A 20,574-nucleotide genomic window follows, 5' to 3' on the forward strand; every position below is an offset into this window, starting at 1 on the left:
CCGTGCCGACCTCCCCACACCTGACCACCGCCCGCCCGGGCGACCGTCCTGACACGTCCGACGAGGGCCCGCACCGCCAGCTCACCCAACGCTCGACCCCTGCGCTGTGGGGCGAGCTGGTCGCCCGAGTGTTCGCGCTCGACGGCGTCGTGGAGGGCCACAGCCAGGTGTCGCCGAAGTCCTCGCGCGCGGTCTTCCTCGCCGGCCTCGAGCAGGAGCGGGAGCCGGCGACGAACCTGGCCCCGGGACGTCGCCTCGAGCCCGTGCACCTGCACGGCGTGACCGACACGAGCGTGCACCTGGTGCTGCCGCACGAGCGCGGCGAGGAGCTCGTCGCGCTCGGGTGGGCGGAGCCGCACCAGTACGAGGACTTCGGCACCGAGTACATGGTCTACGGCCCGCGCGACGCCGCGGAGGTCGACGCCGTCGTGTCCGTCGTGGCCGAGAGCCTCGCCTTCGCACGGGGCTGAGGCCTCACGCCGTGACGGGCGCGGCGTGTCCGTCGGGGTCCAGGGGTTGTCGTCGCGAGCTCGTCCGGCGCACCCGCCGGCTCAGGAGCGCCAGGCCCGCAGCACCTCGACGAGGAGCGCCTTCTCCGCAGCCTGCACCCGGGCACGCAGGGCGGGCACGTCGTCGCCGGGGACGACCGGCACCTCGGTCTGCGCGACGACGGGTCCCTCGTCGTAGTCCGCCGTCACCACGTGGACCGTCGCGCCGGAGACCGCGCGGCCCGAGGCCAGGACGGCCTCGTGCACATGGTCGCCGAACATGCCGGCGCCGCCGAACTCCGGCAGCAGCGCGGGGTGCGTGTTGAGGATCCGCCCCGCGTAGCGGGCGAGGACCCGCGGCCCGAGCTTCTTCATGTACCCGGCGAGCACCAGCACGTCGACCTCGGCACCGTCGAGCGCGGCGAGGACGGCGGCGTCGAGGTCGTCCGCGTCCGGGTGGGTGACACCGCTGAGGTGGGCGGTCGGGACGCCGTGCCGCCGGGCGACGTCGAAGATCCCCGACCGGCTGTTGTTCCCGAGCACGAGGCGCACATCGGCGGCGCCCGACCCCAGGACGTGGTCGGCGGTGCTCCCCGCGCCCGACCCGAGGAGGGCGACACGGAGCGGGACGGAGGGGCTCGCGGCGGCGGTCACGGCACGAGCCTGCCAGAGCCCGTCAGGCCGTCGCCCACACCCCGAGCTCGTTGCCGCTGGGGTCGAGGAAGTGGAAGCGGCGGCCGCCGGGGAACTCGTACGGGCCGTCGACCACCCGGCCGCCCGCGGCCGTCACGCCGGCCAGCGTCGCGTCGAGGTCGTCGGAGTACAGCAGGACGAACGGGCCGCCCCGGGAGACGTCGGCGGCCTCGGCGAGACGCAGCCCGCCCGCCTCCGCCGGCGCCCGCTCCGCGGCCGTGCGGATGCCCGCGTACTGCGGCCCGTAGGCGACGAACTCCCAGCCGAAGGCCGCGGCATAGAACTCCTGGGCCGCCGCGAGGTCGGTCACCGGCAGCTCGAGGTAGTCGATGGTGTGGTGGACGCCGTGCGCGTGCTCGCTCATCCAGGCAGCATGGCGCGGCCCTCCGACACCCGCTCCCCGTCCGCCGGCCGGTAGAGTCGCCCGATGCTCAGAACCCTGCGGCGGGCGCTCGCCGGCACCTACTGGCGGCTCAGCCGCTGGACCCTGCGCAGCGAGCCGGCCCCGGCGCAGGCGGGCGTGCTGGTGGGCGCGCCGCACACGTCCAACTGGGACTTCGTGCTCATGCTCGCCATCGCGTGGCGGCTCGGGCTGGACGTGCGCTGGCTGGGCAAGCACACCCTGTTCGCCGGCTGGCGCGGACCGCTCATGCGCGCGCTCGGCGGTATCCCCGTGGACCGTCGCGACCCCAGCCGGGTGGTGGACGACGTGCTCGCCCACGTCCGTGCCGGGGAGGTGTTCCACCTCGTCGTCACGCCCGAGGGCACGCGGTCGGGCGACGGGTGGAAGTCGGGCTTCTACCGCATCGCCCGGGCCGCGGACCTGCCCGTGACGCTCGGGTACGTCGACCGCACCACGATGACGACGGGCCTCGGCCCCACCCTCCGCCTCACCGGCGACGTGCGCGCCGACATGGACGACATCCGCGCGTTCTACGCGGACAAGGCGGGCCTGCGCCCGGCGCTGCGCACCGAGCCGCGGCTGGCCGACGAGGACCGGCAGGGCTGACGCCCTCTCGACGCGTCAGCCGCGCGCCGCGTGGTCGTACGCGCCGGCGGCAAGGTCCTCCAGCAGCGTCGGGCCGACCGGCTCCCAGCCCAGCAGCTCGCGCGTCAGGGCGCTCGACGCGACGGCGTCCATGCCCCAGAACCGGCTGAGCCAGCCGAAGTGCTCGGCCGCGTCCGCCGGGTCGACGGACACCGCCGGCACCCCCACGACCCTGCCGATCGCCTCGGCGATCTCGCGGGACGGGACGCCCTCCTCCGCCACGGCGTGCACCGCGGAGCCCGCGGGCGCCTTGTCGACGGCGAGGGCGACCGCGCGCCCGGCGTCGCCGACGTGCACCGCGGGCCACCGGGCCGAGCCGTCCCCGACGTACCCGGAGACGCCGCGCTCGCGCGCCGTCCGCACGAGCGTCGCGGTGAAGCCGTGGTCGCCGGTGCCGTGCACGGTCGCCGGGAACCGGAGCGCCACCGGTCGGATCCCTCGCTCCGCGGCGTCGAGCGCCACGCCCTCGGAGCCGCCGCGCGGCGCGTCCGGGCCGGTGAAGGCCGACGCGTCGCGCTCGGTGAGCACGACGCCCGGCCGCCCGACGACGCCGGACGCGACCAGCAGGCCGCGCCCGCTGTCCGCGAGCTCGTCGACGAACGCCTGGACGACGGCCCGTTCGGTACGGCCCGCGGCCTCGTAGTCGGCGAAGTCGTGCTTGAACGCCAGGTGGACGACCGCGTCGGCGTCGCGGGCGGCGGCCCGCAGCACCTCCAGGTCGTCGAGCCCGCCACGGACGGCGGTGGCGCCCAGCTCCTCGACCCGGCGGGCCGACGCGTCGGAGCGGGCGAGCCCGAGGACGTCGTGCCCGGCGGCGAGGAGGTGGGGGACGGTGGCGGAGCCGATCCAGCCGGAGGCTCCGGTGACGAAGACGCGCATGGGTTCTCCTCTCGTGGGCCGTGCCGCGGCCCGTGATGTCAGTTGCTGACATCACTCACGGTACACCTGATGTCAGGGACCGTCATCACTAGACTGTGCCGCATGGCCCGATGGGAACCCGACGCGCGCGGGCGCATGACGCGCGCCGCGCTCGACCTCTACGCCGAGCAGGGGTTCGAGCAGACGACGACCGCCCAGATCGCCGAGCGCGCCGGCGTCACCGAGCGCACGTACTTCCGGCACTTCGCCGACAAGCGCGAGGTGCTGTTCGACGGCTCCCACGAGCTCGAGGCGGCCGTCGAGGCCGCCATCGCCGCCGCGCCCGACGCCGACGAGCCGCTCGACGTCGTCGGCGAGGCCGTCGCCACCGCCGTCCAGGTCCTCGAGGAGCGCCGCGAGCTCGCCGCCCGCCGCGCCGCCGTCGTCGCCGCGACCCCGCGCCTGCAGGAGCGGGAGCTCCTCAAGCTCGCCGCGCTGCGCGACGCCACCGCGGCAGCACTGCGCGGCCGCGGCGTCCCCGAACCGGACGCCTCGATGGTCGCCGAGGCCGGGGTGGCGGCGTTCCGGGTCGGGTTCGAGGCCTGGATCGCCTCCGGGCAGTCCCGACCGGTCACCGACGAGGTGCGGTCCGCCCTCGCGGCCCTGCGCGCCCAGGCGCGGGGCTAGGCTCGCCGTCGTGCCCGCGACCGGAAACCCGCCCTCCGTCCCCTCCGGTGCGCTGCCCGACGGCGTCACCCTGCGCCTCCTGGACGACGACGACGGACCGGCGCTCGCGGCGGCGTACTCCCGCAACCGGGCTCACCTGGAGCCGTGGGAGCCGGTGCGTCCGCCGGAGTTCTACGACGCCGACCGGCAGGCCGGGCTCGTCGCGACGGAGCTGCGGTCGCACGAGGACGGCCGGTCGGTGCCGCTCGTCCTGGTGCGTGCCGGCGAGATCGTCGGCCGCGTGAACCTGTCCGACATCGTGCTCGGCGCGTTCCGCAACGCCCATCTGGGCTACTGGGTCGACGCCTCGCTCGCCGGGCGCGGCGTCATGACCGCGGCGGTCGACGCCGCGTGCGCGCACGCCCGCGACGACCTGGGCCTGCACCGCGTCCAGGCGGCGACCCTGCTGCACAACGCGGCGTCACAGAAGGTGCTCGCGCGCACCGGGTTCGACCGCATCGGCACCGCGCCGTCCTACCTCCGGATCGCCGGCCGTTGGCAGGACCACGCCCTCTTCCAGCGCATCCTCCACGACTGACCTCCGTCGACGACGCACCACGAGAGCGACGACGCCGCCCCCCGCGGCGAGGACCAGCACCACCACGCCGGCCCCGGCGGCCGTCGCGAGCCCTGCCCGGTCCGACGCCGCGGCCGCATGCTCGGCGGCGGCATCGAGGTCGCCGGCGGCGAGGTCGCCCCGCGCCCGCTCGGCCGCCCGGTCGACGCCGAGCACCAGCGCCCCCAGCTCCGTCACCGGGTCGCGGTCGGCGTCGGACGCCTCGACGGCCGCGCCGACGCTCGTCGTCACCTCGGCGGCCCGCGGCAGCAGGGTGGCGAGCTCCGCGTACGCGTCGGCGTCGGACGCCCCCTCGTACGCCGCGCGCACCGCCGCCGGCACGTCCAGCCCGGCCCGCTCGGCCGCTGACTGCACGGCCCCGGCGTCCTGCGCCGTGCCGTCGAGCGCGGACCGCACGTCCTTCGCCTCGTCGAACTCCCAGCGGGTCATGGCCGTGCGCAGCCCGAGCGGAGGCGCCCAGCCGCCGTCGGCCTCGTCCAGGGCCGCGTACGCCTTCCGCGCGGCGGCCCGGGGCTTCAGCGCGGCCTTCTGCTCGGCGTCGAGCACCCACGTGCGCAGCACCTTCGGCGCGCCGGAGACGCCGCCCCGTTCCTCCACCAGGTCGAGGAAGCGCCGCCAGTCGGTCCGGCCGCCGTTCTCCTCCATGGAGCCCGGGCGCTCGTACGCGCTCTCCCCCGCCTGGGCCGCCGAGACCACGGCCGTGAACGCGTCGTCGTCGAGCCCGCCCAGCAGCTTCCGCACCACGGTGTACGACGCCGCGTACCCGTACTGCTCGGCGTCCGCGTCCAGCTCGCCCGGGTGCGCGTCCCAGTCCGAGAGGGGCACGGCGACGTCGGCGTGGCGGTCGGGCGCCGACCACGGGTCGCTCGACGCGCCCGTCCGCTCCACGACGCGCTGCGCCACCACCTCCGTCACGCCCTCGGACAGCCACCGCTCCGTGAGGCGGTCCGGGTTCAGCCAGGCGTGCCCGAGCTCGTGGTAGAGCGTCGCGGGGTCGAGGTCCTCCGGGATGACGATCTCGTCCTTGTCCGGGTCGAACCAGGCGTACCCGAGCACCTTGGGCGACACGTCCTCGCGGATCGTGTCGAGCCCGCCCGGCCACGGCCGGCCGACGAGGTCCTCCAGCACGGGCAGGCCCTCGTGCAGCCGCTTCCCCACGAACGCCGTCCACCTCTCGTCGCCCGGGAAGCTCTGCAGCGTGAGGGTGGTGCCGCCCACCTCGACGACCTTCTCGTCCGCCTTCTTCGGGTCGCGCGCCGAGACGACCGCCCAGATCCCGTCCTTGTCCGTGTTCTCCGTGGCCGTGTACGTGGTGGTCTTCCCGGAGCGCTCCTGCGTGAACACGTCGGACGTCGCATCGAACGTCATCGACGCCGGCAGCACCACCTCGACCGTCGTCCGGCCGGCGTCCCCCACTCCCGACGCCGCGAACGTCGCGAAGCCGTCGCCCACCCGCGTGTAGTCCTTCGAGCGCACCAGCTCGCCCGGCACGACGAAGCTCCACTCGATGGTGCGCGTCTGCCCGTACCGCAGCGGTGCGAACGTCGTCACCGCGTACCGGGTGCTCGGGTCCTCGGTCGCCTCCAGCCGCACCGGCAGCGAGGCACCGCCGCTCGTCGCGCGCACGTCCTCCGCCCCCGCCGGCACGGCGATGGAGTACGACGTGAAGTAGTAGTACGTCAGCCCGCGGTCGGGCGTGACGTTGCCGATGGTGGTGGTCGACGTCGCCCGCACCTCGGTGTCCTTCGCCCGCAGCACGTACCGGCTGTGGGACTCCTCCGTGAGCCCTTCGTCGGCGACGGCGGTGGGGCCCGCCAGCAGCAGGGCGCCGGCCAGCCCGACGCCGAGCAGACCGGGCAGCAGGTGCGGCGCGGCACGTCGGCGAGGCGCGGGCGAGGGGATCATCGCGCGCATCCTTGCGCCTGCCGTCGGCACGCCGCAAGCCCGCCCGGGTGCGCGACGTCGCCCCGTGCGGTAAACCGGAACCCGTCGGGCCGCGGAGGGGGACGCCATGGGTACTGACAGCACAGGTGCCGGCGACGGTTCCGTCGGCACGGACGCCGGCTCGCTCACCATCGCCCTGCTCACGGCGTGCTCGGAACCCGACCTCGGCATCCGCTCCCGCATCGTGCAGGAGCTGCTCGACGAGGCGAGCACCGACCCCCGGCTCGCGCGCGAGGTGATCACCACCATGCTCACGGCGTCGGTGATGTCCCTGCGTGCCTACACGGACGCGACGCGGCGCGACCCGCACGACGTCCTGCGCGCCCTCGGCACCAGCTGGTCGCAGCGCTCACTGAGCGCCTGAGCCGCACGGGTTCCTGCCGCCGCGGCCCGCCGGGGGAGTCGACGGGCACGCGGCGGCAAGCTAGTCGTGCACCACCGTCACGGCGCACGGCGCGTGGCGCACGATCCGGTCGGGGCCGCCGCGCACGCGGCCGACCTGCAGGGAGGCGGCGCGGCCGCCGGTCACCACCAGGTCGTCCGACCGCAGCGCGGCGAGCAGCGCGCCCGGCGCGACACCGCCGCGCGTCTCGACCGTCCAGCCCACGGCGGGGTACTTCTCGCCCCACCGCGCGACCCGGGCCTCGAGGTCGGCCCGCGCCTCGGCGCGCAGCCGTTCCAGCCACCCGAGGTCGCCGTCGGTGGCGCCCGCGAACATCCCCTCGTCGGCGGAGTGCGCCGCCGTCAGGGACACACCGGCGCGGTCGGCCTCGTCGAACCCTGCCTCGAGCACGCGGTCGGAGGCCTCGCGAGGGTCGACGGCGACGACCACGCGGCGCGGCTCCTGGGCGCGGGCGGCCCGCGGCACGACGACCACCGTGCCGGGGGCCAGCGCCGCCACGGCGGACGAGATCGAGCCCATGGGCATGCGGTCGAACGTGCCGACGCCCCGGCGTCCCACCACGACGACGGCGCCGCGCCGGGCGTGGTGCACGAGGACGGCGCAGGCGTCGCCGCGCACGGCCACGAACTCGACCGCGCCGGGCGACGTGCCGAGCGTCCGTGCCGCCGTCGTGCGCTCGAACCTGACCCGGGACCGCGCGACCAGCGCCTCCGCCTCCGCCCGCGGTTCCGGCCCGCGGGACCCCGCGGTCACCGCCCCGAGACCGACCGGCTGGGCGTAGGCGTGCACGACGACGAGGCGCGCCGCCAGGCGCAGTGCCTCGCCCGCCGCCCACGCCATCGCGTGGTAGCCGCCCTCCGAGCCGTCGACACCCACGACGACGTCCCGGACCGGGCCTTCCACGCTGCTGATCGCCATGTCGTCCTCCTCCGACCGCACCAGTGGGCCACGCGCGCCGGGCCGCGCGGCAGTGCCGAACGCCCCGTCGGACGGGCCGAAGGTCCCGATCGGGACGACCGGGACAACGGGCGGGCATCCGTCGGTGCTTCTAGCGTGTGTGACGTGAGTCCGCGGCAGGGTCGCCGGGAGCGGGACATGGACGTCCTCCTGGACGCCGTCGTGTCCGTGGGCCGGGGCCTCGAGCTGGAGACGACCCTGCACCGGGTGGTGCAGGCCGCCGCCGCGGTCGTCGACGCCCGCTTCGCCGCCCTCGGCGTGCTCGGGGACGACCGGCGCATCACCCGGTTCCTCACCGTGGGCATGTCCGAGGACGAGATCCGCGCCATCGGCCCGTACCCGACGGGGCACGGGATCCTCGGCGAGCTCATCCGCGACCCCCGTCCGCTCCGCCTCCCGGACATCGCCGCGGACGCGCGCTCGGTCGGGTTCCCGCCGCACCACCCGCCGATGCGCAGCTTCCTCGGCGTGCCGTTGCAGGTGCACGGACAGCCGTTCGGCAACCTCTACCTCACCGAGAAGCGCGGCGGAGGCGAGTTCACCGCGGACGACCAGCGGCTGCTGGAAGGGTTCGCGACCGCCGCGAGCTTCGCCGTCGAGAACGCGCGCCTCTACGAGGAGACGCGGCTGCGGGAGCGGTGGCTGCGGGCCGACGACGAGATCGCGCGGCGCCTGCTGTCCGGCGAGGACCCGGACAGCGTGCTCGACCTGGTCGCGGCGGAGGCGATCAGCGTGGCCGCGGCCGACACGGCCGGGATCGCCGTGCCCGTCGACGACGACCCGGACCGGGAGCTCCCCACCCTCGTCGTCCGCTCGGCGGTCGGGATCCGGGCGGAGAGCCTGCGCGGGCAGGTGCTGACCCCGCCGCGCTCGTTCAGCGCGATGGCGTTCGTGGACGGGCGGCCCGTCGTCACCGCCGACGCCACCACCGACGACCGCGCCGACGTAGCCCTGCACCCGGACGGCACGCTCGGCCCCGTCGCCGCCTTCCCGCTCGTGGGCCGCGGGCGGCGGGCGCGCGGGGTCCTCGTCGTCGGGCGGGTGCGCGGCGCCGACCCCTTCCCGACCGTCGTCGTCGAGGCGCTGGGGGCGTTCGCGAACCAGGCCGCCGTCGCGCTCGAGCTGGCCGAACGGCGCGCGGACGCGGCCCGGCTCGCCGTGGTGCGCGACCGCGACCGCATCGCGCGCGACCTGCACGACCTGGCGGTGCAGCGCCTGTACGCCACGGGGCTCTCCCTGCAGACGGTGGACCGCCGCCTCGCCGCACCGGGCCCCCTGGCCCCCGAGGAGACCCGTGAGACGGCGGGGCGGGTCGGTGCGGCGATCGACCAGATCGACGAGACGATCGACCTGATCCGCACCACCATCCGCGGGCTGCGCGACCCGGGCGGCGACCTCCCGCACCGCGTCGGCACGCGCTCGCTGCTCCTCGCGGAGGCCGACGCCGCGACCCATGCGCTCGGCTTCGCCCCGACCGTCCGGTTCGAGGGCCCGATCGACGCCCAGGTGCCCTCCACCGTCGCGGCGCACCTCGTGGCCGTGCTGCGGGAGAGCCTGTCGAACGCGGCCCGGCACGCGCGCGCCACACGGGTGCGGGTCGGCCTGCGCGCCGACGGCGACCTCGTGCTGACCGTCGTCGACGACGGCGTCGGGATCGCCACGGACGCGCCCCGCAGCGGGCTCGCGAACCTCTCGCGGCGGGCGGCAGAGCTGGGCGGCTCGTTCGAGGCCCGGCCGGGCCGGGCCGGCGGCACGGCGCTGCGCTGGCGGGTGCCGCTCGTGCCCGGCGGCAGCGGTCTCGCCGGCGTGGTTCAGGAGGCGGCGGACGGCGTGTCGGGGTCGTCGGGCCGGCCGAGCTGATCGAGCCGCACCGCGAGGACCGCCGCCTGCACCCGGCGCTCGAGGCCCAGCTTCGCCAGGAGGCTCGACACGTAGTTCTTCACGGTCTTCTCGGCGACGAACAGCTCGGCGCCGATCTGCCGGTTCGTCAGGCCCTCGCCCACGAGCACGAGGATGCGCCGCTCCTGGGGGGTGAGGTCGGCGAGCGGGTCGTCGGCCGCGGTCTTCTCGCGCAGGCGTGCCATCACGCGGCCCGTGGCCCGCGGGTCCAGCATGGAGCCGCCCGCCGCCACCGTCCGGATGCCCGCGACCAGGTCCGTGCCGCGCACCTGCTTGAGCACGTAGCCGGACGCGCCGGCGAGGATCGCGTCGAACAGGGACTGGTCGTCGTCGAACGACGTGAGCATGAGGACCGCCACGTCGGTGCGCGAGCGCAGCTCCCGGCAGACGCTGACCCCGTCGCCGTCGGGCAGCCGGACGTCGAGGACGACGACGTCGGGCCGCAGGGCCGGGACCCGCGCGAGGGCCTCCGCCGCCGTCCCGGCGGTCCCGACGACCTCGAGGTCGGTCTCCATGCCGAGCAGGTCGGCGACGCCGCGGCGCACCACCTCGTGGTCGTCGACGAGGAACACCCGCACGGGCGCACCGGTCATGGGCTCACGCTAGCCCTCCGGCGCACCCTCGGCCGGGCGGCCGTCGCGGGCAACCGTCAGACGCCGCCGTCGAGGTCCTCGAGGCGCGCGACGCTGGGCTCCCGCTCGGCCCGCAGCCGGGCGGCGACGTCCTCCGCGCCGCGCAGCGCGCGCAGCACGTTGCCGCTGGTCAGACCCGCCAGGTCGGCGTCCGACCAGCCGCGGTCGGCCAGCGCCGCCAGCAGTGCCGGGTAGCCGGAGACGTCGCGCAGCTCGTCGGCGAACCCTCCCGCGCCGTCGTAGTCGCCGCCCAGGCCGACGTGCGCCGCCCCCGCGACCTCGCGCACGTGCTCGACGTGCGCGACGACGTCGTCGAGCGTCGTCGGCGGCTTGGGGTGCGTCTCGGCCCAGGCGGTGGCGAACCGGTCGAACTCGGCGATGTCGTTCGGTGCGATCCCCGCGGCACTCGCGGCCTCCCCCGCCTGCGCCCGCCACTCGCCGATGGCCGGGGTGACGAAGCTCGGCACGAACGTCACCATGCACACGCCGCCGTTCTCGGCGAGGCGCGCCAGGACGTCGTCGGGCACGTTGCGCGGCACGTCGGCGACGGCGCGCGCGGAGCTGTGCGAGAAGATCACCGGCGCCTCGGAGACGTCGAGGGCGGCGCGCATCGTGCCCGCGGAGACGTGCGAGAGGTCGACGAGCATGCCCAGCCGGTTCATCTCGCGCACCACCTCCCGCCCGAAGGCGGTGAGGCCGCCCTGCGCGAAGCGCCCGTCGGCGGGGGGCTCGTCGGTCGCGGACTCGGCCCAGGGGTTGTGGTGGTTGTGCGTGAGCGTCATGTACCGCACGCCCAGCTCGTACAGCATGCGCAGGGCGCCCATCGACGAGTCGATCGACTGCCCGCCCTCCGCGCCCATGAGCGACGCGACCCGGCCCTCCGCCCACGCGGCCACGACGTCGTCGGCGCTCGTCGCGAGGCGGAAGTGCTCGGGCCAGCGCGCCACCATGCGGCGCACGGCGTCGACCTGCTCGAGCGTCGCCGTGACCGCGGCGCTGCCGGGCAGGTTGGACGGCACGTACACCGACCAGAACTGCGCGCCCACGCCCCCCGCGCGCAGCCGCGGCACGTCGGTGTGCGTACGGCCGTCGGTACCGGCCTCCAGGTCCAGCCGCGACCAGTCGTACGCGACCTGGTCGCGCGCCTCCCACGGCAGGTCGTTGTGCCCGTCCCAGACGGGGTGCTCGCGCAGGAGCGCGGCGATGCGGTCGGTGTGGTCCGCTGAGCTGGTCATCCCCCGACCCTAGCGACGGCCGCCGCGCAGCCGGTCGATCTCGCGCCGCTCGCGCTTGGTGGGGCGGCCGGCGCCGCGGTCGCGCACGCCGACGGCCTCCCGCTCCTGGCGGGTGGGCACCGGCGGGCTCTCGTCGCGGTACGCCTTGACGGCCAGCGGTGCGCCGACCCGGTTGGGCAACAGCTCGACGACGACGACCTTGCGGTCGCGCAGCGGGTCGCGCCAGGTGACGGCGTCGCCCACGGTGACGGACGTCGACGGCTTGGCCACCGTGCCGTTCACCCGCACCCGCCCCGACCGGAGCAGGGCGGCCGACGACGACCGGCTCTTGAAGAGCCGCACCGCCCACAGCCACACGTCCACGCGCACGACGTCAGCCTCTCACGACGACCGCCCGGCCAGGCCGCTCTCGTACGCCGCGATGACGAGCTGCACGCGGTCGCGGCACCCGAGCTTGCGCAGCACCTCCGACACGTACGACTTCACGGTCTGCTCCCCGATGAACAGGGCGTCGGCGATCTCCGCGTTCGACAGCCCGCGCGCGACGGCGAGCAGGACGTCCGTCTCCCGCGGCGTGAGCGTGCCCAGCTCCGGCGCCGGACGCCGTGCGGCCGCCCGGGCCGCGAAGTCGTCCACCAGCCGCCGCGTGACCTGGGGGCCGAGCAGCATCGACCCGTCCGCGACGAGGCGGACGCCCTCGATCAGCCGCTCCCCCGTCACGTCCTTGAGCAGGAACCCGCTCGCCCCGGACCGCAGGGCGTCGTACACGTACTCGTCGAGGTCGAACGTCGTGAGGATCAGCACGCGCGTGTCGGGGTGGTCGGCAGCGATCCGGGCGGTCGCGGCGATGCCGTCGAGCACCGGCATGCGGACGTCGACCACGGCCACGTCCGGCTCCGTGCGGGCGACGAGGTCGAGCAGGTCCCGGCCGTCCCCGGCGGTCCCGACCACCTCCAGGTCCGGCGCCGAGCCGAGGATCGCGGTGAACCCGTGCAGCACGACCGGCTGGTCGTCGGCGACGACGACCCGTGTCACGCGACGCCCGCGGCGTCGCGCCGGACGTCGCGTCCGACGGCGGGCACCGCCTCGCGCGGGCCGACCGGCAGGCTGACGACGAGCACGAACTCCGGCCCCTCCCGCTCTGCCGTCACGACGCCGCCGAGCGCCTCGACCCGCTCCCGCATGCCGATCAGCCCGCCCCCGGGCACGACGTCGCCCGCACCGGCCGGGTGGTCGACCGGGTTCGTGACCCGCAGCCCGGCGACGTCCGACACGTGCGCCAGCGTGATCGTCGTCGGCGCACCGGGCGCGTGCCGCCGGGCGTTCGTCAGCGCCTCCTGCGCGGCCCGGTAGAGCACGTAGCCCTGCGCGGCCGGCACGTCCTCGCAGTCCCCGGTGAGCGTGACGTCCTGGCCCGCGGCCCGCGCCTGCTCGACGAGGCCGGCGATGTCGCAGGCCGTCGGCTGCGGCGCCCGGGCGCTCCCGTCCGTGCGCTGCAGCACGGCGAGCACCTGACGCAGCTCGCCCAGCGCCTCGCGCGCGTCCCCGGCGATGTCGGCGAGCACGCGGCGGGCGTCGTCGCCCAGGTCCGGGTACGTGTACGGGGCGGACTCCGCGCGGACGGCCACGAGGGACACGTGGTGCGCGACGACGTCGTGCAGGTCGCGCGCGAGGCGCGCCCGCTCGACGGCGACGGACTCGACCTCCAGCGCGTGGCGCTCCGTGGCGGCGGCCGCCAGCGAGCGCCGCGACGACGCGCGCGCCGTGCGGACGACGGCGGCGACCCCGACGACGAGCGCCACGGCCACCGTGTAGATCAGGCCCGCCTCGACTGGGCGCTCGCCGTCATAGCTCCCGGCGTGCACCGGGCCGATCGGGAGCGCCGCGGGCACGTTGGTGAGCGCGTAGAGCCACGCGCCCGCGAGGGTGACCACGAGCGGCACGACGGCGCGGCGCCACGAGTCCTGGACCACCAGGCACGTGATCATCAGCAGGGCCAGCCACCAGCCCCACACGAACGTCCCGAGCAGCGGGACCGTGAGGAACGGCCAGGCCGCCAGGAGCGTCGCGAGGACGGGACGACGGCGGGCGACGAGCACGGCGGTGACGCAGCTCAGCCCCGCCGCCCAGGTGACGAACCACAGGAAGTACCCGGAGTCGAGCCACGAGGTCTCGACCAGGTAGGGCGTGCCCGCGGGGGTGTCCCAGGTGCCGTCCGGCTGCTCGACGGCGAGCGGTGCCTCCTCGACCCGCAGGGGCGACGCCAGGAGGAAGAGGCCGAGCACCGCGGCCATCGCCGCGGGCGCGACCCAGGCGCGGGCGGGCCGGAGGGGGTTCGGCGCGGCGACGGTCGAGGTCATGGCGACGATCATGGCCGCTCGGCCGCACCGCCCACCACCGCCGAGCGGGGGAGATCCGGTCCCCCCGCGCGGGGGGACTACTTGGTCGACGCCGGGTCGCTGTCGCCGATGTGCCCGGGCGCGGTGACGGCGAGCACGCGCTGCACGAACGCGCAGTACTCGTCCATGTAGTGCCGCAGGAAGCCGGCGGTGCTCTCGTTCGACACCTCGCCGTCCGGTCCGAAGTCGTCGGCGACGAAGGTGATGTAGGCCTCCGGGGCGTTGAGCTGCGGCGCGTCGAGGAAGCTGAGGACGGCGCGCATCGACGACTGCATGACGGCGGTGCCGATGCCGCCCGGGGACGCGCCGATGATGCCGACGGGCTTGCGCGCGAAGGAGTTCTGGCCCCACGGGCGCGAGCCCCAGTCGATGGCGTTCTTCAGGGCGCCCGGGATCGACCGGTTGTACTCCGGCGACACGACGAGCAGGCCGTCCGACGCCTCGACCGCCGTCTTGAAGGCCCTCCCCTCGGGCGGGTAGTCGGCGTCGTAGTCCCAGCTGTAGAGCGGGAGGTCACCGATGGGGATCTCCGTGAACTCGAGGTCCTCCGGCGCCAGCCGGACGAGCGCCCGCGACAGCGTGCGGTTGATGGAGCCCTTCGCGAGGCTCCCGACGATGTAGCCGATCTGGTACGTCATGACGTCTCCCTGTTCCTCCCGTGCCGCGGCAGCTGCGCCAGGAGCGCCTCCGCGGCGGCCAGGTCACGGCCGTACACCGCCGGGACGCGGCGCTCCCCGGGCAGCGTGCCGCCGACGGCTTCCTCGACGACCATCCGTCGGGTGACGGCGGCGCCACCGGGGCCGTCGTCGTCCCGGAGCTCCACCGCGCCCACGACCCGCAGCAGCGGGATGCGCAGGAGCCGCGCGAGCAGGTGCACCCGGATGATCACGGCCACGGGTCACCCGCCGAGCCTGATGTCCCCGTACGGGTCCGCCCCCGCGCGCGACGACCCGGACCGGCGGCGCGCCTCGCCGTCGCGACCGCCGTCGTCGTCGACGCTCCCGCCGTCGTCCTCGCCGTCGAGGCGGGCGCGCAGGCCCGCGACGAGCGCTCGGGTGCCGGCCTCGATCTGTGCGTACCGCTCCCGCCCGGCCCGGGTGCCCACGACGTACCCGAGCCCGAAGAACAGGGCGCGGCCGAGCGTCCTCCGACCGATCATCCTGACCCCTCCTGGCCCTGCCGCGTGCGGATCGCCGACGCGACCGCGCTCGCGGCCGTCACGCCGACGACCGACCCGAGCGCGATCAGCCCCGACCGCACCGCCGTGCCGCCCGACCGCCGCGACCTGCGCCCCAGCGCCTCCGCGACCCGGTCGGCGAACGTCTTCTTGCGCCACCACGTCATCGTCGTGCTCCCGTCCCTATCGGTCGTGCTCGTCCTTGTGCCTGCGGATCCTCGTGACGATCTGCTCCTTGCGCAGGGACGTCGGCAGGTCGAGGCCCATCTCCACCCCGAGCGCGCGCAGCTCGTCCTTCGTCATCGCCTTGAGGTCCAGCGGGCCGGTGTCGGCGTCCGCCCCGAGCTGCCGTCCCTCGGACGCCACCTCCCGACGGCGCGCGTCGGCCTCCTCGACCCGCCGTCGGGCCTGCTCCGCCTCCTCCTCGGCCTCCCCCGCGAGCCGGTCGGCCCGGGCCCTGGCCTCGTCGGCCGCGCGCCGGGCGTCCTCCGCTGCGGCCTCGGCCAGCTCCCGGGCTCGCGTCATCTGCTGGCGGGCGCGCTCGACCGCCTCCTCGGCCTTCGCGCGAGCCCGGTCGGCCTCCGCCCTGACCTGCTCCACGTGCTTGCCGACGTCGGCCTCCGTCTCCTCCACCCGTCGGGCGGCGAGCTCGGTGGCCCGCCCGCGCTTCGCCGCGACGTACTCGTCCGCCTCGCGCTGCGCCTCCGCGGTGACCCGCTTCACCTCGCGGTCGCCCTCCGCGCGGGCCTCGGCCACCCGGCGGTCGCCCTCGGCCTCGGCCTCGGCCACGGCGTCGGCCTGCTCCTTCGCATGGCGGGCCTCGTCGTGCGCCCGCACCTCGAGCTCGTGCGCCCGCTCCATCGCGGCGTCCACCCGGCTCAGACGGCGCTGGTCGCCGTCGCCCGGGAAGGGGTTGGCGTCGGCCAGGGCGGCGACCGCCTGCTGCCCGGCCGACTGCGCGGTGCGGCCGGCGGACTGCACGGTGCGGCCGGCCGTGCGGGCCGGGCTCTTGACGCCCGCGTCCAGCATCCACAGGACGTTGCGCGGCAGGTCCGTCACGCCGCGCCGGGCCTGCCTGCCCAGCCACGTCATCGGGTTGGTCCTCGTCATGGGCTCCTCCTCGACTCGGGCAGCCGAACGACCACCGATGGCGCCCCCTGACGACTTCGTGCCCCTCCAGCACACGCCGGACCCCGCATGCACGCACGCCCACCTCTCGTCGGGTGCCCGGCCGGTGGCGTTGCTAGCGTCTGCCCCATGGCTGAACCCACGGCTGACGTGCGCGTCGAGGAAGACCTGCTCGGACCGAAAGAGGTCCCTGCGCAGGCGTACTACGGGATCCACACCGTCCGGGCGATCGAGAACTTCCCGATCTCCGGGACGACCATCAACGACGTGCCGGAGATGATCCGCGGCATGGTGATGGTGAAGAAGGCGGCGGCGCTCGCGAACCGGGAGCTGCGCGCCATCCAGCGGGACGTCGCGGACGCCATCATCGGCGCGTGCGACGAGGTGCTGGTCAAGGGGCGCTGCCTCGACCAGTTCCCGATCGACGTGTTCCAGGGCGGCGCGGGCACCAGCGTCAACATGAACACCAACGAGGTGGTGGCGAACCTCGCGCTGGAGCTGTCCGGCTTCCCCAAGGGCCGCTACGACGTCATCAACCCGAACGACCACGTCAACAAGTCCCAGTCCACGAACGACGCCTACCCCACGGGCTTCCGCCTGGCCGTCCATGCCCTGACCGAGTCGCTCGTGGTGGCGGTCCGACGCCTGTCGCGGGCGTTCGACGAGAAGGCGTCGGAGTTCGCCGACCTGCCGAAGATGGGCCGCACCCAGCTGCAGGACGCGGTGCCGATGAGCCTGGGGCAGGAGTTCGCCGGCTTCTCCGTCAACGTCGCGGAGGAGGTCAAGCGCCTGCGGAACGCGGCCGACCTGCTGCTCGAGGTGAACCTGGGCGCGACGGCGATCGGCACCGGGCTCAACACCCCGCCGGGCTACCCGAAGGTCGCGGCGCGGCGGCTCGCGGAGGTGTCCGGGCTCGGCACGGTGCCGGCGGAGAACCTCGTCGAGGCCACCTACGACAACGGCGCCTACCTGGCCGTGCACTCCGCGGTGAAGCGGCTCGCGGCCAAGCTGTCGAAGATCTGCAACGACCTGCGCCTGCTGTCCTCCGGGCCGCGCGCGGGGCTCAACGAGATCAACCTGCCCGAGCTGCAGGCCGGCTCCTCGATCATGCCCGCCAAGGTGAACCCGGTGATCCCCGAGGTCGTCAACCAGGTCTGCTTCAAGGTCATGGGCAACGACGTGACCATCACGCACGCCGCCGAGGCCGGGCAGCTCCAGCTCAACGTCATGGAGCCCGTGCTGGCGGAGTCGATGTTCGAGTCGATCCGGCTGCTGACCAACGCGTGCGACGCGCTGCGCACCAAGTGCGTCGTCGGGATCACCGCGAACGCCGACGTCATGCGGCAGCACGTGCTCGGCTCCATCGGCATCGTCACCTACCTCAACGAGGTGATCGGGCACCACAACGGCGACCTCGTGGGCAAGGAGGCGGCCCGCACCGGCGCCTCGGTGCGCGACGTCGTCGTCGCGCGCGGCCTGCTCACCGCCGAGGCGGTGGACAAGATCCTCACCACCGAGAACTTCCTGCACCCGCGCTACAGCGGCCGCTTCTACGCGCCCGACGAACGCGGCATCCCGCCGCTGGGCGAGGAGGGCGAGTCCTCGCGCGTCGTGGAGTCCGACGACGCGACGGGCGCGCCGTCCGACCCCGGGCACGAGCACGACGAGGCCTCCGACGAGACGGGTGAGGCCGCCCGGTGATCGTCGTCCAGTTCGCCGTCCTCCTCCTCTTCGTCTTCATCGGCGCGCGCCTCGGCGGGATCGGGATCGGGCTGGCGGGCGGCGCCGGCGTCATCGTCCTCGGGCTGCTGGGCCTCGAGGTCGACCCGGCGACGGGCGTCCCCTGGGACGTGCTGGGCATCATCATGTGCGTCATCGCGGCCATCGCCGCGATGCAGGCCGCCGGCGGGCTGGACTACCTCGTGGCGAAGACGGAGGTGCTGCTGCGCGCCCGCCCGCGCAGCATCACCTTCCTCGCGCCGCTCGTCACGTACGTCATGACGGTGTTCTCCGGCACCGGGCAGGTCGCCTTCTCGACGCTGCCGGTGATCGCGGAGGTGGCGAAGGAGTCGAACGTGCGGCCGTCGCGGCCGCTGTCCATCGCGGTGGTGGCGTCGCAGATGGCGATCGCCGCCTCGCCCATCTCCGCGGCGGTGGTGGCGATGGCCGCCGTCGTGGAGCCGCTGGGCGTCGACTACATCACGCTGCTCACGGTGGCCGGCGTCTCGACGCTGGTCGGCTGCATGGTCGGCGCCGTCGTCGCGTCCCGGCAGGGGGTGGAGCTGCAGGACGACCCCGTCTACCAGGAGCGGCTCGCCAAGGGGCTGGTGAAGCGCCGCGAGCGCACCGAGTTCGTCGCCAAGCCGCGGGCGCTGCTGTCGCTGATCATCTTCGCGGCGGCGCTGCTGGTCGTCGTGCTCTACTCGACGGCGGTGTCCGACTCGGTGGGCCTCATCGAGAACCCCACCATCACGCGCAGCGGCGCCATCATGACGTTCATGCTGCTGGCGGGGCTGCTCATCGCCCTGCTGTGCAAGATCGACGTGGGCACGGTCATCACGCAGCAGACGTTCCGCAGCGGCATGAGCGCCGCCGTCTGCATCATCGGCGTCGCGTGGCTGGGCAACACGTTCGTGCAGGGGCACACGGCCGAGATCGAGGAGCTGGGCGGCGACATCATCGAGCGCTACCCGTGGATGCTCGCGGTCGTGCTGCTGCTCGCGTCGGCGCTGCTGTACTCGCAGGCGGCGACGACGATCGCCCTCATGCCGGTGGCCGCCGGGATGGGCGTGGCGGCCACGACGATGGTCGCGTCGTTCCCCGCCGTCACCGGCCTCTTCCTGCTGCCGACGTACACCACCGTGGTCGCCGCCATCGAGCTCGACGACACCGGCACCACCCGGATCGGGAAGTACCTGTTCAACCACTCGTTCATGGTGCCGGGGCTGGTGGCCGTCGCGTCCGCCGTCGCCATCGGCTTCGGGCTGGCGCCGCTGCTGATCTGACCGCCGTCAGACGTCGAGCCAGGGCGCGCGGGCGTACTCCTCGTCCGTGACGTGCTCCAGCCAGGTGGTCGTGGCGGCCGGGTCGTCGGCGTTCTCGAGCATCGCCAGGTGCTCCATGAAGTCGTCCGGCGACGCCCCGTGCCAGTGCTCCTCCCCCGGCGGGCAGTAGACCGTCTCGCCCGGCCGGGCCTCGACGACCACGCCGTCGCGCGTGCCGACCAGCGCGACGCCCGACACGACGTGCAGCGTCTGCCCGCGGGCGTGCGAGTGCCACGCGGTGCGGGCCGCGGGCGCGAACCGCACGAGCGCCACGACCATCCGCTGGTCGCCCTCCTGCGGCGTGACGATCGGGTCGAGCCACACGTCGCCGCGGAACTGCTCGGGCGGGTTCTTCGTGGTCGCGGGGCGGGGAAGCTTCTTCATCGGTCGGTGGCTCCTTCTCGGGCGGAGGCGGCGGGCGCCGTGAGCGTGGTGGCCGCCCACGACGCCAGCAGCTTGAGCCCGTCCTCGGACGGCGAGCCGGGCTGCGCGGTGTAGACGTTCATCTGGAGCCCCGGGTCGGCGGGCAGCACGAGGGCCTCGTAGTCGAGCTCGAGCAGCCCGACCGCCGGGTGGTGAAACACCTTCGTGCCCGTGCGGTGCAGGCGCACGTCGTGCGACGCCCACAGCCGGCGGAAGTCCTCGCTGCGCGTGGACAGCTCGCCCACCAGGGCGGTGAGGGCCTTGTCGTACGGGTTCTTGCCCGCCTCGGCGCGCAGGATCGCGACGGCGTCGTGGGCCATCCGCGGCGACTTCTCGCCGAAGAACGCCGCGGCGGCGTCGGGGTCGAGGAAGTGGAAGCGGGCGCTGTTGACCGGCTTGCCCGCGACCTGCTCCGGCGAGTCGTACAGCGGGGCGTACAGGGCGCGGCCCAGGACGTTCGTGCCGAGGACGTCGAGCCGTCCGTTGCGGACGAAGGCGGGGACGTCGCCCATGGCGTCGAGGATCCGCTGCACGGCCGGGCGCACGGAGCCGGGCGGGGTGCGGCGCGCCCGCGACCGGGCCGCGCCGGACGCGTTGGCGGCCCGCGCGAGGTCGAACAGGTGCAGCCGCTCCGCCTCGTCGAGCTGGAGCGCCTCCGCGAGGGCCTCCAGCACCTCCTCGGACACCCCGCCGAGGTTCCCGCGCTCCAGCCGGGTGTAGTAGTCGACGCTCACGCCCGCGAGCATCGCCACCTCCTCACGCCGCAACCCCGGCACGCGCCGGTTGCCGCCGTACGCGGGCAACCCGGCCCTGTCCGGGGTGATCCGCGCCCGGCGGGTGGCCAGGAACTCGCGCGTCTCCGCCTTCAGGTCCATGCCTCGACGGTACGTCGGCGACCCCGGCCCCGGGAGGTACTGGCGTTACCGGGGACGCCCGGGACTCC

24 protein-coding genes and 1 pseudogene are annotated in these 20,574 nt (G+C 75.0%); 8 read left to right on the forward strand and 17 right to left on the reverse strand.

The window, feature by feature from the left end:
- Window positions 1–2 precede the first annotated feature (2 nt).
- A complete protein-coding gene (locus tag ACFQ80_RS08705; protein ID WP_430563362.1) occupies window positions 3–470 on the forward strand; it encodes a luciferase family protein in 468 nt (155 codons plus the stop codon).
- A gap of 81 nt (window positions 471–551) precedes the next feature.
- Here ACFQ80_RS08705 and ACFQ80_RS08710 read toward each other — a convergent pair whose 3' ends face one another.
- Both ACFQ80_RS08710 and ACFQ80_RS08715 read right to left on the reverse strand, forming a co-directional pair.
- A complete protein-coding gene (locus ACFQ80_RS08710; RefSeq protein ID WP_430563363.1) occupies window positions 552–1,142 on the reverse strand; it encodes a phosphoribosylglycinamide formyltransferase in 591 nt (196 codons plus the stop codon).
- A 22-nt stretch (window positions 1,143–1,164) separates the two neighbouring features.
- Window positions 1,165–1,545, reverse strand: coding sequence for a VOC family protein (locus ACFQ80_RS08715; RefSeq protein ID WP_430551443.1), 381 nt, complete (start codon window positions 1,543–1,545; stop codon window positions 1,165–1,167).
- A 63-nt stretch (window positions 1,546–1,608) separates the two neighbouring features.
- On the opposite strand from ACFQ80_RS08715, the gene ACFQ80_RS08720 reads away from it, so the two are divergent.
- The gene (locus tag ACFQ80_RS08720; protein ID WP_430545958.1) at window positions 1,609–2,190 is read left to right on the forward strand and encodes a 1-acyl-sn-glycerol-3-phosphate acyltransferase; all 582 of its coding nucleotides are present in this window, start codon (window positions 1,609–1,611) and stop codon (window positions 2,188–2,190) included.
- 15 nt (window positions 2,191–2,205) lie between these two features.
- Here the strand turns inward: ACFQ80_RS08720 and ACFQ80_RS08725 are convergent, their stop codons facing one another.
- The gene (locus ACFQ80_RS08725; protein WP_430563364.1) at window positions 2,206–3,108 is read right to left on the reverse strand and encodes an SDR family oxidoreductase; all 903 of its coding nucleotides are present in this window, start codon (window positions 3,106–3,108) and stop codon (window positions 2,206–2,208) included.
- Window positions 3,109–3,210: 102 nt separating this feature from the next.
- Here ACFQ80_RS08725 and ACFQ80_RS08730 point away from each other — a divergent pair, with 102 nt between their 5' ends.
- Window positions 3,211–3,774: a TetR/AcrR family transcriptional regulator gene (locus ACFQ80_RS08730; RefSeq protein ID WP_430563365.1), complete on the forward strand. Its 564-nt coding sequence runs from the start codon at window positions 3,211–3,213 to the stop codon at window positions 3,772–3,774.
- Between the two features lie 10 nt (window positions 3,775–3,784).
- The gene (locus tag ACFQ80_RS08735; RefSeq protein ID WP_430563366.1) at window positions 3,785–4,351 is read left to right on the forward strand and encodes a GNAT family N-acetyltransferase; all 567 of its coding nucleotides are present in this window, start codon (window positions 3,785–3,787) and stop codon (window positions 4,349–4,351) included.
- Here the strand turns inward: ACFQ80_RS08735 and ACFQ80_RS08740 are convergent.
- Complete coding sequence (locus tag ACFQ80_RS08740) at window positions 4,235–6,295, reverse strand: hypothetical protein (RefSeq protein WP_430563367.1); 2,061 nt, start codon at window positions 6,293–6,295, stop codon at window positions 4,235–4,237. The genes ACFQ80_RS08735 and ACFQ80_RS08740 overlap by 117 nt on opposite strands.
- 106 nt (window positions 6,296–6,401) lie before the next feature.
- Here ACFQ80_RS08740 and ACFQ80_RS08745 point away from each other — a divergent pair, with 106 nt between their 5' ends.
- On the forward strand, window positions 6,402–6,698 hold the full coding sequence (locus tag ACFQ80_RS08745) for a hypothetical protein (protein ID WP_430563368.1): 297 nt from the start codon (window positions 6,402–6,404) through the stop codon (window positions 6,696–6,698).
- A 60-nt stretch (window positions 6,699–6,758) separates the two neighbouring features.
- On the opposite strand, the gene ACFQ80_RS08750 is transcribed toward ACFQ80_RS08745, so the two are convergent.
- On the reverse strand, window positions 6,759–7,655 hold the full coding sequence (locus tag ACFQ80_RS08750; protein ID WP_430563369.1) for a universal stress protein: 897 nt from the start codon (window positions 7,653–7,655) through the stop codon (window positions 6,759–6,761).
- Window positions 7,656–7,799: 144 nt separating this feature from the next.
- Here ACFQ80_RS08750 and ACFQ80_RS08755 point away from each other — a divergent pair, with 144 nt between their 5' ends.
- Window positions 7,800–9,554 (forward strand): GAF domain-containing protein, encoded by a 1,755-nt coding sequence (locus ACFQ80_RS08755; protein WP_430563370.1) that lies wholly within the window; start codon window positions 7,800–7,802, stop codon window positions 9,552–9,554.
- Here the strand turns inward: ACFQ80_RS08755 and ACFQ80_RS08760 are convergent.
- The 10 genes from ACFQ80_RS08760 to ACFQ80_RS08805 form a co-directional block, all read right to left on the reverse strand.
- A complete protein-coding gene (locus ACFQ80_RS08760) occupies window positions 9,506–10,186 on the reverse strand; it encodes a response regulator (RefSeq protein ID WP_430563371.1) in 681 nt (226 codons plus the stop codon). The two genes, ACFQ80_RS08755 and ACFQ80_RS08760, sit on opposite strands and share 49 nt — an antisense overlap.
- A 56-nt stretch (window positions 10,187–10,242) precedes the next feature.
- Window positions 10,243–11,460 carry a dipeptidase gene (locus tag ACFQ80_RS08765; protein WP_430563372.1) on the reverse strand — a complete coding sequence of 406 codons (1,218 nt, stop codon included), beginning with the start codon at window positions 11,458–11,460 and terminating at the stop codon, window positions 10,243–10,245.
- A gap of 9 nt (window positions 11,461–11,469) precedes the next feature.
- A complete protein-coding gene (locus ACFQ80_RS08770) occupies window positions 11,470–11,829 on the reverse strand; it encodes an RNA-binding S4 domain-containing protein (protein WP_430563373.1) in 360 nt (119 codons plus the stop codon).
- A gap of 12 nt (window positions 11,830–11,841) precedes the next feature.
- Window positions 11,842–12,495 carry a response regulator gene (locus tag ACFQ80_RS08775; RefSeq protein WP_430563374.1) on the reverse strand — a complete coding sequence of 218 codons (654 nt, stop codon included), beginning with the start codon at window positions 12,493–12,495 and terminating at the stop codon, window positions 11,842–11,844.
- The gene (locus ACFQ80_RS08780; protein WP_430563375.1) at window positions 12,492–13,820 is read right to left on the reverse strand and encodes a sensor histidine kinase; all 1,329 of its coding nucleotides are present in this window, start codon (window positions 13,818–13,820) and stop codon (window positions 12,492–12,494) included. Before ACFQ80_RS08780 ends, ACFQ80_RS08775 begins: the two co-directional genes overlap by 4 nt.
- Window positions 13,821–13,897: 77 nt before the next feature.
- Window positions 13,898–14,497: an NADPH-dependent FMN reductase gene (locus tag ACFQ80_RS08785; RefSeq protein WP_430551455.1), complete on the reverse strand. Its 600-nt coding sequence runs from the start codon at window positions 14,495–14,497 to the stop codon at window positions 13,898–13,900.
- Window positions 14,494–14,754 carry a hypothetical protein gene (locus tag ACFQ80_RS08790; RefSeq protein ID WP_430551456.1) on the reverse strand — a complete coding sequence of 87 codons (261 nt, stop codon included), beginning with the start codon at window positions 14,752–14,754 and terminating at the stop codon, window positions 14,494–14,496. The genes ACFQ80_RS08785 and ACFQ80_RS08790 overlap by 4 nt, the downstream gene beginning before the upstream one ends.
- Before the next feature lie 3 nt (window positions 14,755–14,757).
- A complete protein-coding gene (locus ACFQ80_RS08795) occupies window positions 14,758–15,018 on the reverse strand; it encodes a hypothetical protein (RefSeq protein WP_430563376.1) in 261 nt (86 codons plus the stop codon).
- Window positions 15,015–15,203 (reverse strand): hypothetical protein, encoded by a 189-nt coding sequence (locus ACFQ80_RS08800; protein ID WP_430551458.1) that lies wholly within the window; start codon window positions 15,201–15,203, stop codon window positions 15,015–15,017. The genes ACFQ80_RS08795 and ACFQ80_RS08800 overlap by 4 nt, the downstream gene beginning before the upstream one ends.
- A gap of 16 nt (window positions 15,204–15,219) precedes the next feature.
- Window positions 15,220–16,146: a hypothetical protein gene (locus tag ACFQ80_RS08805; RefSeq protein WP_430551459.1), complete on the reverse strand. Its 927-nt coding sequence runs from the start codon at window positions 16,144–16,146 to the stop codon at window positions 15,220–15,222.
- A 147-nt stretch (window positions 16,147–16,293) separates the two neighbouring features.
- On the opposite strand from ACFQ80_RS08805, the pseudogene aspA reads away from it, so the two are divergent.
- Window positions 16,294–17,727: pseudogene (aspA, locus tag ACFQ80_RS08810) on the forward strand (aspartate ammonia-lyase); the annotation flags it as partial.
- A gap of 134 nt (window positions 17,728–17,861) precedes the next feature.
- Window positions 17,862–19,169: an anaerobic C4-dicarboxylate transporter gene (locus tag ACFQ80_RS08815; protein ID WP_430551460.1), complete on the forward strand. Its 1,308-nt coding sequence runs from the start codon at window positions 17,862–17,864 to the stop codon at window positions 19,167–19,169.
- Between the two features lie 6 nt (window positions 19,170–19,175).
- Here ACFQ80_RS08815 and ACFQ80_RS08820 read toward each other — a convergent pair whose 3' ends face one another.
- Both ACFQ80_RS08820 and ACFQ80_RS08825 read right to left on the reverse strand, forming a co-directional pair.
- Window positions 19,176–19,592, reverse strand: coding sequence for a cupin domain-containing protein (locus tag ACFQ80_RS08820; protein ID WP_430563377.1), 417 nt, complete (start codon window positions 19,590–19,592; stop codon window positions 19,176–19,178).
- Window positions 19,589–20,506: a helix-turn-helix transcriptional regulator gene (locus ACFQ80_RS08825; protein WP_430563378.1), complete on the reverse strand. Its 918-nt coding sequence runs from the start codon at window positions 20,504–20,506 to the stop codon at window positions 19,589–19,591. The genes ACFQ80_RS08820 and ACFQ80_RS08825 overlap by 4 nt, the downstream gene beginning before the upstream one ends.
- Window positions 20,507–20,574 lie beyond the last annotated feature (68 nt).

Source organism: Isoptericola sp. NPDC056578 (assembly GCF_042793275.1).
In the GTDB taxonomy this organism is placed as follows: Bacteria; Actinomycetota; Actinomycetes; order Actinomycetales; family Cellulomonadaceae; genus Isoptericola.

Excerpts from the sequence above, each read along its gene's own strand:
- ACFQ80_RS08805 (WP_430551459.1), bottom strand. The coding sequence starts at position 16,146 with ATGACGAGGACCAACCCGATGACGTGGCTGGGCAGGCAGGCCCGGCGC.
- ACFQ80_RS08780 (WP_430563375.1), bottom strand. The coding sequence starts at position 13,820 with ATGACCTCGACCGTCGCCGCGCCGAACCCCCTCCGGCCCGCCCGCGCC.
- ACFQ80_RS08730 (WP_430563365.1), top strand. The coding sequence starts at position 3,211 with ATGGCCCGATGGGAACCCGACGCGCGCGGGCGCATGACGCGCGCCGCG.
- ACFQ80_RS08760 (WP_430563371.1), bottom strand. The coding sequence starts at position 10,186 with ATGACCGGTGCGCCCGTGCGGGTGTTCCTCGTCGACGACCACGAGGTG.
- ACFQ80_RS08795 (WP_430563376.1), bottom strand. The coding sequence starts at position 15,018 with ATGATCGGTCGGAGGACGCTCGGCCGCGCCCTGTTCTTCGGGCTCGGG.
- ACFQ80_RS08745 (WP_430563368.1), top strand. The coding sequence starts at position 6,402 with ATGGGTACTGACAGCACAGGTGCCGGCGACGGTTCCGTCGGCACGGAC.
- ACFQ80_RS08720 (WP_430545958.1), top strand. The coding sequence starts at position 1,609 with ATGCTCAGAACCCTGCGGCGGGCGCTCGCCGGCACCTACTGGCGGCTC.
- ACFQ80_RS08725 (WP_430563364.1), bottom strand. The coding sequence starts at position 3,108 with ATGCGCGTCTTCGTCACCGGAGCCTCCGGCTGGATCGGCTCCGCCACC.
- ACFQ80_RS08765 (WP_430563372.1), bottom strand. The coding sequence starts at position 11,460 with ATGACCAGCTCAGCGGACCACACCGACCGCATCGCCGCGCTCCTGCGC.
- ACFQ80_RS08715 (WP_430551443.1), bottom strand. The coding sequence starts at position 1,545 with ATGAGCGAGCACGCGCACGGCGTCCACCACACCATCGACTACCTCGAG.
- ACFQ80_RS08740 (WP_430563367.1), bottom strand. The coding sequence starts at position 6,295 with ATGATCCCCTCGCCCGCGCCTCGCCGACGTGCCGCGCCGCACCTGCTG.
- ACFQ80_RS08750 (WP_430563369.1), bottom strand. The coding sequence starts at position 7,655 with ATGGCGATCAGCAGCGTGGAAGGCCCGGTCCGGGACGTCGTCGTGGGT.
- ACFQ80_RS08825 (WP_430563378.1), bottom strand. The coding sequence starts at position 20,506 with ATGGACCTGAAGGCGGAGACGCGCGAGTTCCTGGCCACCCGCCGGGCG.
- ACFQ80_RS08800 (WP_430551458.1), bottom strand. The coding sequence starts at position 15,203 with ATGACGTGGTGGCGCAAGAAGACGTTCGCCGACCGGGTCGCGGAGGCG.
- ACFQ80_RS08785 (WP_430551455.1), bottom strand. The coding sequence starts at position 14,497 with ATGACGTACCAGATCGGCTACATCGTCGGGAGCCTCGCGAAGGGCTCC.
- ACFQ80_RS08820 (WP_430563377.1), bottom strand. The coding sequence starts at position 19,592 with ATGAAGAAGCTTCCCCGCCCCGCGACCACGAAGAACCCGCCCGAGCAG.